Annotated in this window: 13 protein-coding genes; 4 read left to right on the forward strand and 9 right to left on the reverse strand. The window is 62.2% G+C overall.

Translation table 11 applies throughout. From position 1 onward, the window contains the following. Positions 1–284 precede the first annotated feature (284 nt). Positions 285–1,511 (forward strand): MFS transporter, encoded by a 1,227-nt coding sequence (locus FW796_RS20120; RefSeq protein ID WP_446439881.1) that lies wholly within the window; start codon positions 285–287, stop codon positions 1,509–1,511. Positions 1,512–1,546: 35 nt separating this feature from the next. Here the strand turns inward: FW796_RS20120 and FW796_RS20125 are convergent, their stop codons facing one another. After that, on the reverse strand, positions 1,547–2,647 hold the full coding sequence (locus FW796_RS20125) for a polyamine ABC transporter substrate-binding protein (RefSeq protein ID WP_346632950.1): 1,101 nt from the start codon (positions 2,645–2,647) through the stop codon (positions 1,547–1,549). A gap of 99 nt (positions 2,648–2,746) precedes the next feature. Continuing rightward, positions 2,747–3,562, reverse strand: coding sequence for a carbon-nitrogen hydrolase family protein (locus FW796_RS20130; RefSeq protein ID WP_346632949.1), 816 nt, complete (start codon positions 3,560–3,562; stop codon positions 2,747–2,749). A 114-nt stretch (positions 3,563–3,676) separates the two neighbouring features. Between FW796_RS20130 and FW796_RS20135 the strand changes: the two genes are divergently transcribed. Then, complete coding sequence (locus FW796_RS20135; RefSeq protein WP_404939879.1) at positions 3,677–4,486, forward strand: helix-turn-helix transcriptional regulator; 810 nt, start codon at positions 3,677–3,679, stop codon at positions 4,484–4,486. Positions 4,487–4,593: 107 nt separating this feature from the next. On the opposite strand, the gene FW796_RS20140 is transcribed toward FW796_RS20135, so the two are convergent. Then, positions 4,594–5,691 (reverse strand): DmpA family aminopeptidase, encoded by a 1,098-nt coding sequence (locus tag FW796_RS20140; RefSeq protein WP_404939877.1) that lies wholly within the window; start codon positions 5,689–5,691, stop codon positions 4,594–4,596. A 365-nt stretch (positions 5,692–6,056) separates the two neighbouring features. Then, complete coding sequence (locus FW796_RS20145; RefSeq protein ID WP_446439882.1) at positions 6,057–7,529, reverse strand: aldehyde dehydrogenase family protein; 1,473 nt, start codon at positions 7,527–7,529, stop codon at positions 6,057–6,059. Between the two features lie 131 nt (positions 7,530–7,660). Between FW796_RS20145 and FW796_RS20150 the strand changes: the two genes are divergently transcribed. Beyond that, a complete protein-coding gene (locus tag FW796_RS20150) occupies positions 7,661–8,578 on the forward strand; it encodes an AraC family transcriptional regulator (RefSeq protein ID WP_346632945.1) in 918 nt (305 codons plus the stop codon). Here the strand turns inward: FW796_RS20150 and FW796_RS20155 are convergent. From FW796_RS20155 to FW796_RS20170, 4 genes are all read right to left on the reverse strand, one after another. Beyond that, positions 8,575–9,324 (reverse strand): SDR family NAD(P)-dependent oxidoreductase, encoded by a 750-nt coding sequence (locus FW796_RS20155; RefSeq protein WP_446439883.1) that lies wholly within the window; start codon positions 9,322–9,324, stop codon positions 8,575–8,577. The genes FW796_RS20150 and FW796_RS20155 overlap by 4 nt on opposite strands. A gap of 220 nt (positions 9,325–9,544) precedes the next feature. Continuing rightward, positions 9,545–10,468, reverse strand: a complete 924-nt coding sequence (locus tag FW796_RS20160; protein WP_446439884.1) for a hypothetical protein — start codon at positions 10,466–10,468, stop codon at positions 9,545–9,547. A 15-nt stretch (positions 10,469–10,483) separates the two neighbouring features. After that, positions 10,484–11,737, reverse strand: coding sequence for a KAP family P-loop NTPase fold protein (locus FW796_RS20165; RefSeq protein WP_446439885.1), 1,254 nt, complete (start codon positions 11,735–11,737; stop codon positions 10,484–10,486). 141 nt (positions 11,738–11,878) lie between these two features. Next, positions 11,879–13,288 carry a hypothetical protein gene (locus tag FW796_RS20170; protein WP_446439886.1) on the reverse strand — a complete coding sequence of 470 codons (1,410 nt, stop codon included), beginning with the start codon at positions 13,286–13,288 and terminating at the stop codon, positions 11,879–11,881. Positions 13,289–13,503: 215 nt separating this feature from the next. Between FW796_RS20170 and fnr the strand changes: the two genes are divergently transcribed. Further along, complete coding sequence (fnr, locus tag FW796_RS20175; protein ID WP_446439887.1) at positions 13,504–14,256, forward strand: fumarate/nitrate reduction transcriptional regulator Fnr; 753 nt, start codon at positions 13,504–13,506, stop codon at positions 14,254–14,256. Between the two features lie 12 nt (positions 14,257–14,268). Here the strand turns inward: fnr and FW796_RS20180 are convergent, their stop codons facing one another. Beyond that, positions 14,269–15,630 carry an MBL fold metallo-hydrolase RNA specificity domain-containing protein gene (locus FW796_RS20180; RefSeq protein ID WP_446439888.1) on the reverse strand — a complete coding sequence of 454 codons (1,362 nt, stop codon included), beginning with the start codon at positions 15,628–15,630 and terminating at the stop codon, positions 14,269–14,271. Positions 15,631–15,648 lie beyond the last annotated feature (18 nt).

A 15,648-nucleotide genomic window follows, 5' to 3' on the forward strand; every position in this document is an offset into this window, starting at 1 on the left:
CGCTCGCCGGCGATGACGTTCGAGCGGCCCTATTGCCCGCACCGCTTCGCCGCACTGGACGCAGGAAAATGAACTCAGGGGTTTCGAGCATGGTAGTGACCGGGCCAGGCGCTATCATTTGCATCAGGGTTTGAAAGGCCTGTTTACCCCCTCGCCCCTCACTACCCTATCCCGAGCGTTGTCCGGCAAAGCACCTCGGTTATCGAGCGTCCGATAACCTGCCCGCCCATTTTCCCTTCGCTTCGTCGAGCTCCTTTTACAGTCATGCACATACCGGATAAGTCATGTCCACGCATCCGCACGCCTGCAATAAAGCGCCGTCACCGGTGTTTCTACTCTTTCTGACGCTGTCACTGATGGTGTCCTTGATGAACAGCAGCGCGCCAACGCCGCTGTACCCCTTCTATAAACAACAGCTGCAGTTGAGTGCCGTGGAGCTGACATTGATCTTCGGCGTCTACGGCGTGGGCGTCCTGCTGTCGCTGCTGACCCTAGCCGGGTTCGCCGGGCGCCTGCAGGATCTGCGCAGACTCTTGGTGCCCTCCGCCGCCCTCGTGGTATTTGGCGCCTGGCTGTTTTCCCAGGGCAGTTCCTTGTGGCAACTGGGTACGGGGCGTCTGATCGCTGGTGTAGGTTCGGGGGCGATGACCGCCGGTATCAACATGGCGCTGGTGCGCTTCGGTCCAGCCGACAACGGCAAGCTCGCGGCGCTGCTGGCCACCCTGGCGATGGTCGTGGGGCTGGCCTTGGGACCGCTGCTCAGCGGGGCCGCCTTGCAACTGGACTGCTATCCCAGGGCGCTGCCGTTCTGGCTGATCATGTTCCTGGGCCTGGTGGCTATCCTGGGGGTGCTGGGATGCTGGCCGTCATCGCCAACCGTGCCGACGGCCGTTGCCGACACGCCGTCGATCAAGGCACCCGGCTTGCTCCAGAGCCTGAAAGGCATTGGTGTGCCCTATCACCTGTGCGCCTGGTCAGTGTTTTTCAGCTGGTCGTTTGCCGCCTGTGTGTTCGTGATCGGTCCCGGCGCTGCGGAGCAGTTATTGGGGTTGCATGATCACGCAGCGTTCGGCTACGGCCTATCGGCCTATCTGCTGATCGCCGGGGCCAGCCAGCTGTTCTGCCAGCGCCTCGAGGCCCGGCGCGCCCTGCTGAGTGGCCTGCTGTGCCAGAACCTCGCCTTCGTCATGTTGCTGATGGCCTTCTACCAGGGCTCTTTGCTCCTGGCAGTGCTGGCCCTGATCGTCGGCGGCTATGCCTACGGCGCCATCTTTGTCGGCAGTGCCCGGCTGATCAACCAGCTGGCCGTGGGCCGTGGACACGGCAAGCTCATCGCCTACTTCTACATGACGATCTACTTGTTCAATGCCGTGCCGATTCCCCTCGGGTTTGTGCTGGACTCATCAGGCATGGCTCAGGCCGTTCACAGTGCGCTCATGCTGTTCCTGATGGTCGGCAGCACGCTATGGCTGATGGCGCACAAGGTCCGCCTTGCCCCCGCTCGGTCTTAGTGCCAACGCAGGGGGCAGACCGCCGTCTCTCAGCGCTAGCTGCCGCTCTTGACCTTGCTCCAGACCCGGGTGCGGACCCGCTCCAGTTTCAATGGCAGCGGCTCCAGCGGGAACAGGGTGTCGAGCACTGCCTGGCTCGGGTAGACGCTGGGGTTGTCGCGAATCTTCTGTTCGATCAGTGCCTTGGCGGCCAGGTTGCCATTGGGGTACTTCAGGTAGTTGGTGGTCTGGGCGATCACTGGCGGGCGCAGCATGTAGTCGATGAACTGCAGCCCCTGTTGCGGATTGGGGGCATCGTTGAGCAGCACCAGGCTCTCCACCCAGATCGGTGCGCCTTCCCGAGGGATGCGGTATTCGATATGGCGGCCATTGCCGGCGGCTTCCGAGGCGGTCCTGGCGTCCAGTACGCCGCCGGCCCAGCCCAGCACCACGCAGATGTTGCCGTTGGCCAGGTCAGTGATGAACTTCGAGGAATCGAAGTAGCGCACATAGGGGCGCAATTTCAGCAACAGGGCCTCGGCCTTGCGATAGTCCTCGGGGTTCTGGCTGTTGTAGGGCAAGCCCAGGTAGTGCAAGGCGATGGGAATGACCTCGCCAGGGGCATCGAGCATGGCCACGCCGCACTGGCTGAGCTTGGCCAGGTTGTCTTCCTTGAAGATCAGGTCCCAGGAATCCACCGGGGCATCGGCCCCGAGAATGGCCTTGACCTTGTCGGCGTCATAGCCGATGCCGGTGGTGCCCCACAGATAGGGCACGGCGTAGCGATTGCCCGGGTCGTTGCCCTGGACCTTGGCCAGGATCTGCGGGTCCAGGTGGGACCAGTTGGGCAACTGGCTGCGATCCAGTTCCTTGAGCACCCCGGCCTTGATCAGGTTCGGCAGCAGGTCGCCGGTGGCGACCACCACGTCGTAGCCGCTGCGCCCGGCCATGAGCTTGCTCTGCATGACATCGCTGTTGTCGAACACGTCGTAGGTCGCAACGATCGAGGTTTGCGCCTGGAAGTCCTTGGTGGTGTCCGGGGCGATGAAGTCGTACCAGTTGTAGATGTGCACCTGGGGTTCGGCATTGGCGGCGCAGGCCAGGCTGAAGCTGAACATTGAGGCCAGGGCCCATCGGGCGCAGCGCATGGTTTTCATCGGGATACTCCACAGCGCCAGTTTCCGGCCCTTGAGGACCGGCACCGCGCCTGCTGATATTGGGATTGTTGTGGCAGGAATCAGTGCGGTGAAGGTCAATCAGGGAATCAACAGCTCGCGTCGACCGTCCGGGTGGTCGATCCGTTCACCGTGCAACAGCAACCGGCGGTCGCTGAGGTAGTGATAGTCGCGGCGGGCGGCCTGGAGCTGCTGCGGATCGAGGCTGACCAGTTGCCGGCACTCATCGCGCCCGGCCTCGAACAGCACCCGGCCAAAGGGATCGATGGCAGCGCTGCCGCCGGCGAACACCAGCCCGTCGTCGCCCTCGCCCACCCGGTTGACCATGACCGCGAACAACTGGTTTTCCTGGGCCCGGGCCATGATCGCGGTGCGGTGCACCGGGCCGTAAGGGTCCATGTTGCCGTTGGTGACGATGATCAGCTCGGCCCCCAGCTGTGCCAGGGCCCGGGCGCTTTCCGGCAATTCGATGTCATAGCAGATCAGGATGCCGACCCGCAGGCCTTTCCACAGCACCGTGGCATAACGGTCGCCGGGACAGAATTCGCCCCGTTCCGAGGGCCACAGATGGGTCTTGCGGTACTGCAGGGCGATGCCTTCGGGGGTCACCAGCAACGAGGTGTTGTAGTAGCGGCCTTCAGCGCTTTCCGCCAGGCCGATGACGGCCGCGACATTACGCTGGCGCACCACCTGCAGCACCGCCTGCACGCTCGGCCCTTCAAGAGGCTCGGCGTAGAGCGGCAATTGTTCGGCGCCGATGAACCCGGTCAGGCACGTCTCGGGAAACACCAGCAGATCGGTGTCCTCGGCACAGGTTGTAATGGCTTCGAGCACCCGCCCCAGGTTATAAACGCTGTCGCCGTCACGGCCAGCCAGTTGCACCAGTTCGATCTTCATCGTTGATCCTTGCACGCGTTGGAGGTGCCCCGATCGCCGCTGCAGGCGCCGGGGACGCACAGAGTATGGAGCGCCGCCACGCGGCACAGAATCACTTCGATGGGGTACCCCGCTATGGGTAGCGAAACACACCTGACCTTGCAGGACGTGGCCTGGCACGATGCCGTGGGCCGCTTGATCGACACCCTGGACCGGGACCATTTCTGGAGCGCACTGGTGCGCCTGTTGCAGCACTATGTGCCCGTGGACAATTGGGTGGTGCTGGTCTTCAGCCCCGGCCGACCCCAGGTACTGGCCGAGTCCCCGGCGGCGGACGGCGAGCCGGACGCGCTGTTCCAGGACTACCTCAAGGGCCTGTACCTGCTGGACCCCTTCTATATCCACAATCGGGAAACGCCCCGCAGCGGCCTGTTTCGCCTGGAAGATGTGGCGCCGGAATGCTTCGAGCAGACCGACTACTACCAGCGCTATTTCCGCCTGAACGTGGTGGCCGACGAGGTCCACATCAATGTCCAGCTCGATGGCGCGCGCACCCTGAGCCTGTCCCTGGGCTGCCAGTGCCGCTTCAGCCCCGAGCAGACCGCCCTGCTGGGCCTGGTCCAACCCTGGGTCGCGGCGCTGATGCGCCAGCGGCTGGTGTTCGAGCGTGAGTCGGCGGATGCGCCACAAACCGCACCCAGTTGGCAAAGCCGCCTGGAACAGGCCACCTTGCAATCGGGCACCGCGCTTTCGGCACGGGAAATGGATGTGGTCCAACTGCTGCTCAGCGGCTGCTCGAACAAGGAGATCGCGCGCAAGCTGGCGATTTCTGCGGAGACCGTGAAGGTCCATCGCAAGCACCTGTACAGCAAGCTGGGGATCAAGTCCCAGTCCGAGTTGTTTGCCCTGTTTCTGCAGGCGCAGGAAGGTGGCGAGCAAGGCTAGAAGGGGCAAAAAAAAGCGAGCGGACCACTCAAGGTGCGCTCGCCAGGTCACATCGCGGAGCAGGCGGGCAGTGGATCAACCCACCGCCGGGTGCCGTCCGATCGGTTTCAGGGCCGCCAGCCCACTTGCTCCAAGGCCGCCAGCAGGCGCTGGGGCTTCAAGGCCAGGACCTGGCTGCCGCAGCCGCTCAGGTCATCGGCGGCCAGCAGCGCATTGAGGATCGCCTCCTCCACCGCGTCCGCAGCCGCCAGGAACAGCGCCGAGATGTAGTCGTTGTTGACCATCTGCAAGGCGGTGGTCGGCGCGCCCGGGTGCCCGTGATTGGCCACCGGCAGATTGCAATTGCCCACCGAGAACGCCAGGAAGATATCGCCACTGGAATCTTCAGTACCGCCACCGACCCGCGCCAGACCGACACTGGCCCGCTGTGCCAGCCGGGTGCACTGGTGCGGCAACAAGGGGGCATCGGTGGCAAGGGTGATGACGATCGAGCCCATGCCCGGCTCGCCGACATTGCTCGCGCCCTTGAACGGCGAGGCCACGTCAGCCAGCACCCGACCCACCGGATAACCTGCCACGCGCAGCTCCTCGCGCACGCCATAGTTGGCCTGAACCAGCGCGCCGACGGTCCAGCCGCCCTGCTCCTGGCTCAAGACCCGCGACGACGTACCGATGCCGCCCTTGAATTCGTGACAGATCATCCCGGTGCCGCCCCCGACATTGCCCTCGGCCACAGGCCCGGAACGCGCTTCGCCCAAGGCCGCCGTTACATGCTCGGCCGTGACATGCTGCCCCCAGATATCGCTCAGCACGCCGTCGTAGGTTTCCAGCACCACCGGCATGCACCAGTAGGTGTGTTGCTTGGCCATCTCCCGCTCGGCCGCCACCAGCGCATCGCGCACCACGCCGACACTGTGGGTGTTGGTGTAGGCGATCGGCGAAGCCAGCAGGCCCGCTTCGCGAATCCACTCAAGGCCCGTGGCGTCACCGTTGCCATTGAGCACATGAACCCCGGCAAAGCAGGGTTCCAGGTGCGCCGATCCGGCCCGAGGCTCGATCACCGTCACCCCGGTATGAATGGAAGCCTCGGCAGTTTCCAGGCTGAGGGTGTGATGGCCGACCCGCACGCCGGGCACATCGGTAATCGCGTTGTAGACGCCTGGGGTACCCGAACCCAAGGTGATGCCAAGGTCGCGTAAACGCATTGTTGCACTCTCCACATTCGATCGATTAAGGGCTCGAAGTGTAGGAACCTGCAACGCCATTGACGATAACCCTCATTTATTACCCCTAGCAGGTTAATGCCCGACAGGGGCAACTAAAGCGAGCTGACCTCGCCGAAAAATTTGATATCACCTGCGAAACAAAGTTAATAAAAATATACCCGGCGATATTCTTGAACTGCACAAGTGGGTGGTCTGCCTTGATCTTCGAAAGCCCCAGCCTGCTCAACTCGCAGCAAACCACTCAATCATCACGAACATCCTCTTTAGGTATTAGGAAATATATTCAATCGAGCACCATTCGCCCTGAAAAGATTATCTTCAGGCGTTCCGAAAACAGCTGAGAGCTAGCGCGGTGCAAACCAGGGCGCCGGCACTTCAGCCTGGATCGTGATGGTCTTGATCTGGGTGTAGGCATTCAGGGTTTCACGACAGAACTCACGGCCAATACCGCTGTTCTTGTAGCCGCCAAAGGCGGTGCCGTCACTGATGTTGGAGTAGCGGTTGATCCAGACCGAGCCGGCTTGCAGGCGGTTGGCGGTGTGCATGGCGTGCTTCAGGTTGCTGGTGTAGATCCCCGCAGCCAGGCCGTACTCGGTGTCGTTGGCCTGGGCGATCATCTCCTCGTAATCGCTCCACTGGATCAGCGACAGCACCGGGCCAAAAATTTCTTCCTGGCAGATGCGCATGTGATTGCGGGCAAGCAACACCGTGGGCTGGATGAAGTAGCCAGCCTCACAACCGGCTACATCGACCCGAGAACCACCCACCAGTAGCGTGGCCCCCTCTGCGATGCCTGCATCGATGTATGCCAGGACCTTGCGGCCCTGATTGGCGGAGACCAGGCAACTGACGCGGGAGTCTTCCTCCAGGGGCGCACCGACCCTGACCCGCTGGAACGACTCGATCAGTTTGTCCTTGAAGCTCTCGAAAATATCCGCATGGACAAACAGCCGGGTGCCGGCCAGGCACGACTGGCCATTGTTGTGAATGGCGGCGAAGGTGGCATTGTCCACCACGGCGTCGAGATCTTCGACATCGGCAAACACAATATTCGCGCTCTTGCCCCCCAGCTCCAGGGTGGCCGGCACCAGGCGCTCGGCAGCCACCCCGGCAACGATTCTTCCCACCTCGGTGCTACCGGTGAACGACAGTTTGCGCACCAGCGGATGGACACTCAGGGCGGCGCCCACCACTTCGCCGAGGCCAGGAACAATGTTGACCACCCCAGCGGGGAAAATCCGCGCAATATGCTTGCCCAGTTCCAGGGTCGACAGGGACGCGTTCTCATCGGGCTTGAGGACCACGGTGTTGCCTGCCGCCAGGGCCGGCGCCAGCTTGAACGCGGCCATGATGGCCGGCGCGTTCCACGGAATGATCTGCCCGCACACGCCCAGAGGCTCGCGTTTGCCCAGGGCATAGCCACCGACGATCTCCCGGCCATAGTCCTCATGGGCCATGATCACCGCAGCAAAGTAGCGGTAGTGACGCACGGCGGTTTGATAGTCCTTGCGCACTTCACTGATGCAGCGCCCGACATCCTGGGCATCGATCCGCGCCAGACGCTCGCTGTCGGCCTCCACCGCGTCGGCCAGGGCATTGATCAACCGGCCCCGCTCCTGCTGCCCTAGGGCCTTCCAGCCGGCAAAGGCTGCCTGGGCGGCGTCAACCGCATGATCTACATCGGCCGCGTTGCAGTAATGGATGTACGCCAGGCATTGGCCCGTGGCCGGATCGAGGGCGGGAACGGGAGCATTGTCGTTGTTTTCAAATACGCCGTTAATCAACGGGCCGTATACAGGATCAAATAAGATAGTCATATCATACCTCTACAAGTTAAAGATTTAAGGTCATATTGCCGATGCCCATCGAGATAAGGTTTATATATCCAGCACAACAATCTCGATGTTAGAGTTCCCTCCTGCTTCTCAATATTTAAAAAGGCTTATCCATGGACCCACTGTCGGGTGTTCTTTCCTTATTGCGAGTTCGCAACTATCACTCTGCAACTTTGAAGTTGGCGGGCGATTGGGCGTTCAGCTTTCCCGAGAATGCCGGGATCAAGTTCACCACCGTGGTTCAGGGCGGCGGCTGGTTATGGGTTGAGGGCGAACAACAGCCACAACGCTTGCAACAAGGCGATTGTTTCCTGATGACCCGGGGCGCGCCCTTTGCCCTCTACAGCGACATGACCCAGGTTCCACTCGATTCCGAGCAGTACTTCCAGCGCATCGCCGAGGATGAGATCCGCCTCGACTATGGCGGCCAGGAAACCCAGCTGGTGGGCGGTCGCTTCGAGTTCACCGGGGTGCCGGCCCAGGTCTTGCTCAGCACCCTGCCCTCCCTGGTCCACCTGACTGGCGTTTGCGCCCAGGCCTCAGTCCTGCGCTGGGCGCTGGAGCGCTTTACCTCGGAGCTGCACCAGCTCAAGCCGGGGCGCTCGCTAATGACCGAACACCTGGCCCACATCATGCTGGTCGAAGTGCTGCGGGCGCACCTGAGCACCCTCGACAGTGAAGGCACAGGGTGGTTCGCCGGCCTGGCCGACCGTCATTTGAGTGCCGCGATCAGCGCCCTGCATGGCGAGCCGGCACGGCGCTGGAGCGTGGAAGAGCTGGCGCGCCTGGCCAACATGTCGCGCTCGGCCTTCGCCCAGCGCTTCAAAACCATTGTCGGGGTCGCCCCCATGGAGTACCTGACGCGCTGGCGGATGCTGTTGGCCAGTGACCGCTTGCGCAATAGCGAGGACAGCATCTCCAGCATCGCCTTCGCCCTGGGCTACGAGTCGGAAAGCGCTTTCAGTACCGCGTTCAAGCGGATCATGAGTGAAGCGCCGCGGCACTATCAGCGCGCCCAGCAAACCCTCTAGCGCAAACCGCCGCCGATGATCAGGGTCTCGCCGGTGATCCAGCCGGCATCGTCCGAGGCCAGGAAGGCCACCGCCGGCGCGATGTCCCGGGGAGCGCCAATGCGTCCCAGTGGGGTGATGGACTCGATCTGGCTGCGGAACTCGTCGGCGAAGAAACCACTGGCGTGCACCCCCTCGGTCTCCACCAGCCCCGGGTTCACCGAGTTGACCCGGATCTTCCTGGCCCCCAGTTCATTGGCCAGGGTGCGGGTAATGGCGTCCACCGCCCCTTTGGACGCGGTGTAGACCGTGGAGTTGGCCGGGGTAAACGAAGTGACGCTGGAACTGATGTTGACGATGCTGCCCCCGGCCGGGTTGAAGTATTCAAGGGCGGCCTGGGAGCAGAGAATCAGGCCCAGCACGTTCAAGTTGAAGTGCCGGTGGAAGGCTTCTTCGGTGACCTCGGCCAGGGCCCCGGTGGAATAGACCCCGGCATTGTTCACCAGGATATCGAGGTGGCCGTACTGATGACCGATGGTCTTGAACAGCGTCTTGACCTCAAGGCCATTGGACACATCGGCCTGGACCGCAAAGGCCCTGCCGCCCTCCTCGACGATCTGCGTCACCAGCCGGTCGGCGTCGACCTGGCTGCGGGTGTAGTTGACGATGACCGTGGCTCCCTCTGCGGCCAGTTGCCGGGCAATCTCGGCGCCGATGCCCTTGGAGGAGCCGGTCACCAGGGCGATTTTCTTTTCCAGTTTTTTCATGCTTGAACCTTGCGCTGTGCTCGTCAGTGATCCGTTCGCCCTGTGGGGCCGGGCGATAGATTGAGCTTAAGCCTGAGGTCCGGGCGTGTTAATCACTGAAAAGCCGGGAAACATGCTCCAGCGTCCAAGGCAGTGAAAGGCTCGCTCGCAGCGTTGCGCCAGGAACACCGTGACGTGATGGGATAACAGCAGGTAAACAAAGCTGATCAAAAGCTGCGGATCACAAGCCTTGCAGTGGGTGCCGAATGTCGCCTTCCCGGCCATTCCACCACTCGGGCAGCGGCAGCAGCTCCACTGCCACGCCGGCACGCACCAGGCGCTGGTGCAGCTCCTCCAGGTAGACCAGCGTCTGTATTCTTGGCTCAACCCGCATCAGCGCTTCCCAGGCCAACTCAATGTATCCGGCGTGAATCGGCGCCGAGTACTGGAGTATCGGCGGGAAGAGCGCGTCCTGCTCCAGCCCGAAGTTGCCCAGGTAGCTCATTGCGTTTTCGGCCACTACCGCCTGCTGCCCAGGGTCTCTCGGGCGCCGCATGAGTCGCTCCAGTTGCTGTACTGCATCCGGTGTTTGATACAACGGGGAAGTCATGGCGTTCAGGACCCAGAGGTACTTCGACTCCCCCGTGAGATAAGCGTTGGCGATGCCGTCGGGGGTGAAGAAAAGCTCCAGGGCGCGACTGATGAGCTCCGGTATCACTGACTGGCTTATGTCCTGCAGATAAGCCATTCGCAGTTCCGGGTCCTGCCGGCTGTGAGTCAGGTAGTTCTGCAACTCCTGGGCCTGACGATAAATCACCGTAGGGTCGTTGCAACGCCGGGCAATGTCGCGGGCCAGCGCCCGTTCACGTCGGCGCTGGTCGCGATCAAGCGCGGTGTCATCCTGGGTCGAGAAGTCAAAGAAGGTGCGGATCGCCATCACACAGGTCTCAGGTTCACGACCGACAACGGCCAGCTCACCTCCCAGCTCGCCGCCATACAAGAGCGCCATCAGTTCCAGCAGCTCAACACGCTTTCCAGAGGCGCGTTCAAAGCCGTCGCGCGAGTAACTCGAGACCGCCTCCCTGGACAATTGGGTATAGAGAATATTGACCGCCTTGAGCATGCTCGCAGCCACGGCCGATTCAGCTTCGCCACTTCTTTCCACTGCCCCTTCGATGAATTAATGAATAATCCGCGCAGTTCTGTGCTCACGCCAGGTGTTGAAGAACTGCTTGAGACCAGGAAAGGTAAAGGCCGGTACAAGCACCGCCAGGCTCATCTCGTAGTTGATTTTTTCCAGCCACGAGTGGCTATCGATCCGGGCTTTGGTCACCTCCTCAAACAGCCCCAGCGCCCAGGTGCCTTGAGGGCTGTTGGCGGCATGAGGCGTCATGGCCAGCGCGGCCTGCCGGTGCCGGTTGCACGCCTCTTCTTTGGGCGAAGCCAACATCGGTGGCCTGAACGCACTGATGATCTCCTGGAAATTCTGCATGAAATACTCCGCCATGCCCGGCTCGCTCTCGCGCAACAGGGTCTGCAGGATAATCCCGCGCCAATCCAGCTCATCCTTTTCGTGTCGATCGTGCGCCGCGCCGAAGACCGACAGGCTGCGGCAGATGCGCTTGGCATAGCGCGGATTACCGGGAAACCACTGGGCGCACTGCTCAATGGCCAGGGGCGGCAGGAACCCACAGCTGTCCTGCAGATTCTTCGCCACCATTCTCTGCACCTGCTTGGGCGTCGGCGCCGGCAAGGTGAAGGGCACGTCGATGATCTTGTCGAGAAAATGCTGGGCAGATTCGCCAAAGGCTGCGGAGTAGCTGTGCAGCGCCCGGCTGACCACCTCCTTGTCGAAGGCCAGGACAAACACGAAGTCCGGCCAGTCGAGCAGCTCTCGCAAGGCCAGTAACGTCTGCGGGAGGGCCTTCGGATCGGCCCGGTCGAGGTCGTCGATAAAGACAATCACCCGCCTCTTTCCCAGTTGTTGATGCAGCGCGTTAAGGTCTTCTGCATCCAGCTGCAACATGCCACTGAGTTTGTCAAAGGCCACGCCCGAGACATGGGCTGCGGCACTGATCACCGGGGCGCACTCGACGGAGTCGGGAAGCGTCACCTGCGCAGCGCAATTCGACACTTTGTTCAGGGTGTCCGTGACCTTTTTGCTCAAGCGCTTCAACCAGGGCCGCAAGGGTTCAGCCAACCCCTCGTGCTCCAACACTGCAGTCAGTTGCAGATAGAACTGAGCAATGAACCCCTCCTCCCCTGTGGCCTGCCACGCAGGAAAACGTACAACGATGTCATCTGCCTCCTCGGCAATCTGCTGCAGAAAATTCAGCACACTGGTCTTGCCGCTGCCCCACTGACCATAGAGCCCAATTCGGGTCGACCAGCCCAAGGGCGTCGCGGTAATCATGCGATAGATCAGCTTGGCCACAGGCCAACGCTCCAGGAGGTCGTCGGCGCGTTGGGTGAGCGCCGCATCGTGCCCGCCCGGGGCGGTAAAGGCCTGTGTTACCGACATCTGCTTACGTCCTTGTGCTGGTTTGCGTTTCCCTGCGGCCTATGCCCGCAGGCCTTACTGCTGCTGCGGCTTGATCAGGTCGATGGAAATCATCTTGTGCATGCCACTGAGGGGCACCAGACGCTTGATATCCATCTGGTAGAAACCGGCCACCGGGCTGATGGACGCCGGCATGGCCGGGGTGCAGCCGGTCAGGCTGTAGAGGTTCATGTAGTCGGCATTGGGATCGCCCACGGTGCCCTGACGCATGGACAGGCTGCAACGCAGGCTGCCCTTGAGCCCCGGGCCGCCGTCACCCTGGACTTCCAGGCGCAGTGGGCAGACCCCCATGCGTCGCCCACCCATCCAGGGGTCCTGGGCCTGCGGGCATTCCTGGTCGCCGACGGTGGCCATGACCTGGCCCACCAACTGGCGCAGGTCCTTGTTCTGGTCGGGCCAGACTTCGCCTTTGTCGACGATGCGGTCCTTGATGAACAGTGTGTAGAGCACCGGGAAACCGACCTTGTTGCTGAGCATGAACGCGCCCTGGGAATAGGCCAGCTTGTCACCAGCCTGGCAACCGGCGCGATCGGTGACGGCGAACTCGGTGGTGTTGAGGTTCTTCATGTCGGTGCCGCCGTTGAACCTGATCAGGCACTGGGCTTGCCGGCCGTCGCGGCAGCCGTTGTCCATCAAGCGCAGACCCTTGCCGACCACGGCGCTGTCGTCGATGACAAAACCGTTGAAGTTGGTCATGTCGCTGGGCAGCACACGGTTGACCCGCAAGTCGACGAGAAAATCGCCGTTGGGCGCCAGCGAGGGCTCCAGGTTCATCGAGAAGCGTGCGTTGCACTGCTGCTTCAGGGTCACCTTGAAGTTCTGCACGTCCGGCAGGCCACCGATCATGCCGCCGGCTCCGAACGGCAGGCCGAGGACGCTGCCCAGGGCGGTCAGAATGCCCGAGACCAGGCTCTTGGTCTTGGCATAGGCGTCCAGCTCGTCGTTGGTCATGTTGCTGACTTGCGCTTGGCTGAAGTTTTTCGACTGGTTCCAGTTGAAGCTGGTGGTGGAGCGGATGGTCCCGCTGAGTCGGGCTTCGTCGCAGGCCCCACGCTCCTGACAGAACTTGAGGTTGAAGCCCCAGTCCTTGCTGAAGATATCGAGGAAGTTGAACATCGGCTTGCTCAAGGCCATCACCAGCATCCCCTGCTGGCGCGCGCCGATCACCACCGGCCCCGACTCCAGGCCCTTGACGGTGGCGTACTTGGGCACATCGACCGGGTACTTGCGCTCGAAGTCCGAGGAATTGACGTTGAAAGGCGGCTCGAAGGTGATGGGATAGTCGCCTTCGTTCTCGATCACCAGGGTGATGAAATCAGGCTCCGCTGCCTGAGTCTCAAGGCTTAGTACCGCCAATGGCAGGCTAAGCAGGCAGCTTGTCAGCAAAGTCGTTTGGCAACGGGTCCAGAATCCAGTCCTGCGCATCGTCAATCCTTGAACATGGGAGAGGGGCGCTCACTTTAAATGCTTTATGGCGTATTGCCATCCCCTTCTCTTGCTCGCTCCGGATCAGCGTCAGTCGCCACCGGCGAATGTTAAAACCGTTTAACCGTGCTCCCCGGGCCGCATCGGTCTACATTCAATCACCAGGCTCGCCCTCCTCCTCTGGCCTGAGCCGACTCAACTGCAGCGAGCCCCCCATGCCGCCATTCGAGACACGCCCTATCCAGGTGCAGTACCTCAAAGCTGCCTGTTCAAATTGCAGCGTTCTGGAGTTGTGTTTGCCCATCGGCCTCAGCCACCACGAGGTGGAACGCCTGGACACCTTGATCCTGCAACGGGTAAGGGTAAAGAAAGGCCACGCGCTGTATCACGCCGGCACCCCCTTGCACTCGCTGTACGCGGTGCGCCTGGGGTTCTTCAAGACCAGCGTGCTGTCGGTGGACGGCCGTGAGCAAGTCACCGGGTTTCAGATGGCCGGGGAGATTCTCGGGCTGGATGCCATCAGCAGCAACCAGCACGCCTGCAGCGCCTTTGCCCTGGAGGATGGCGAGGTATGCCCGATTCCCTTTGCCCAACTGGAACAGCTGTCCCAGGCCCTGCCTTCGCTGCAACACAACCTGAACAAGATCCTCAGCCGGGAGATCGTGCGTGATCACAGCATGTTGCTGCAGATGGGCAACATGAACGCCGACGAGCGCCTGGCGGCCTTTCTGCTCAACCTGTCGCAACGCCTGAGCCTGCGGGGCTATTCGTCGCGAGCCTTTGTCCTGCGGATGCGCCGCGAGGAGATCGGCTCCTACCTGGGCCTGCGCCTGGAAACCATTTGCCGGGGCATCGCCCATCTGCGGGATCAGGGCTTGGTGACCATCAACGGCAAGCAGGTCCAGATCCTCGACCTGGAAGGCCTGAAGCAGCGGGTAGCGGGTTGTCATAACGCCGCCAGGGAATAGCCCCCCCGCCCCTCAAGGCTGCAACTCCACGCTGTCCCGGTATTCCGGTACCGACACCGACCAGCCCAGTTCCAGGCTGATGCGCCGGCGCAGGGTATCGGCGGCGTTGGCCTCGCCGTGGACCACATACGTGTGTTTCGGCGCACGCTTGAAGCCTCGCAGCCATTGCATGATCTCGTCGGCATCGGCATGGGCCGAGAGGCTCTGCATGGCCGTGACCTCGGCGCGGATCGGCACTTCCCGGCCATGGATACGCACCGACTCGGCGCCGGCGATGATCTGCGCACCACGGGTGCCGCCGGCCTGGAACCCGGGAATCAACAGGCTGTTGGCCGGATCGGGCGCCAGTACCTTGAGGTGGTACAGCACCCGACCGCCGGTGGCCATGCCGCTGGCGGCGATGATCACAGCCGGGGTCTTGAGCGAGTCCAGGGCCATGGATTCCTGGGTGCTGCGCACGATGTGCGCGACATGGCACATGCCTTCGCACTCTTCCCGGGACAGCCGGTGGTCACTGCGAAAGCGCTGGTACAGATGGGTGGTATCTGTGGCCATCGGGCTGTTGAGGTAGATGGGCAGGTCGGGAATCGCCTGGCGCTGGCGCAAGCGATACAGGTGATACATCAGTAACTGCGCGCGGCCCACGGCAAAGGACGGCACCAGGGTGATGCCGCCACGCTGGGCGGTGCGGTTGATGACATCGGCCAGTTGCTGCTCGGGGTCGTCCCGGGGATGCAGGCGATCGCCATAGGTCGACTCCACCAGCAGGTAGTCGGCCTGTTCGATGCTTTGCGGGGCGAACATCACCGGGTCCTGCATGCGTCCCAGGTCGCCGGAGAACGCCAGTGTCATGCCTGCGGCATCCACCTGGACCGTGGCGGCGCCGAGAATATGCCCGGCACCGCGCAATTGAATGTGCATCCCCGGCACCACCTCCACTCGATGCTGCAGTTGCAACGGGTGCAGAAGTTTCAGGGCCTGTTCGGCATCGCGCTCGGTATACAGCGGTAATGCCGGGGAATGCTTGGAATAGCCATGACGATTGGCATAGGCCGCCTCCTCTTCCTGCAGGCGACCGCTGTCGCGCAGCAGAATCTTCGCCAACTCGCAGGTAGCCGCCGTGGCATACACCGGCCCGCGATAACCGTTGCGCACCAGCACCGGCAGGTAACCGCTGTGATCAAGGTGGGCATGGGTCAGGACAATGGCATCCAGTTCACGCAGTGGCAGGCCAAAGGCCTCCCAGTTGTGCTGGCGCAGTTGCTTGTAGCCCTGGAACAGCCCGCAGTCAACCAGCACATGCCGGCCCTCGTGCTGCAACAGGTATTTGCTGCCGGTGACAGTGCCGGCGGCACCGAGAAAACTGATGCGCATCGTCATCTCCTGGCTGCC

The sequence above is a fragment of the Pseudomonas sp. 910_21 genome, assembly GCF_052850735.1.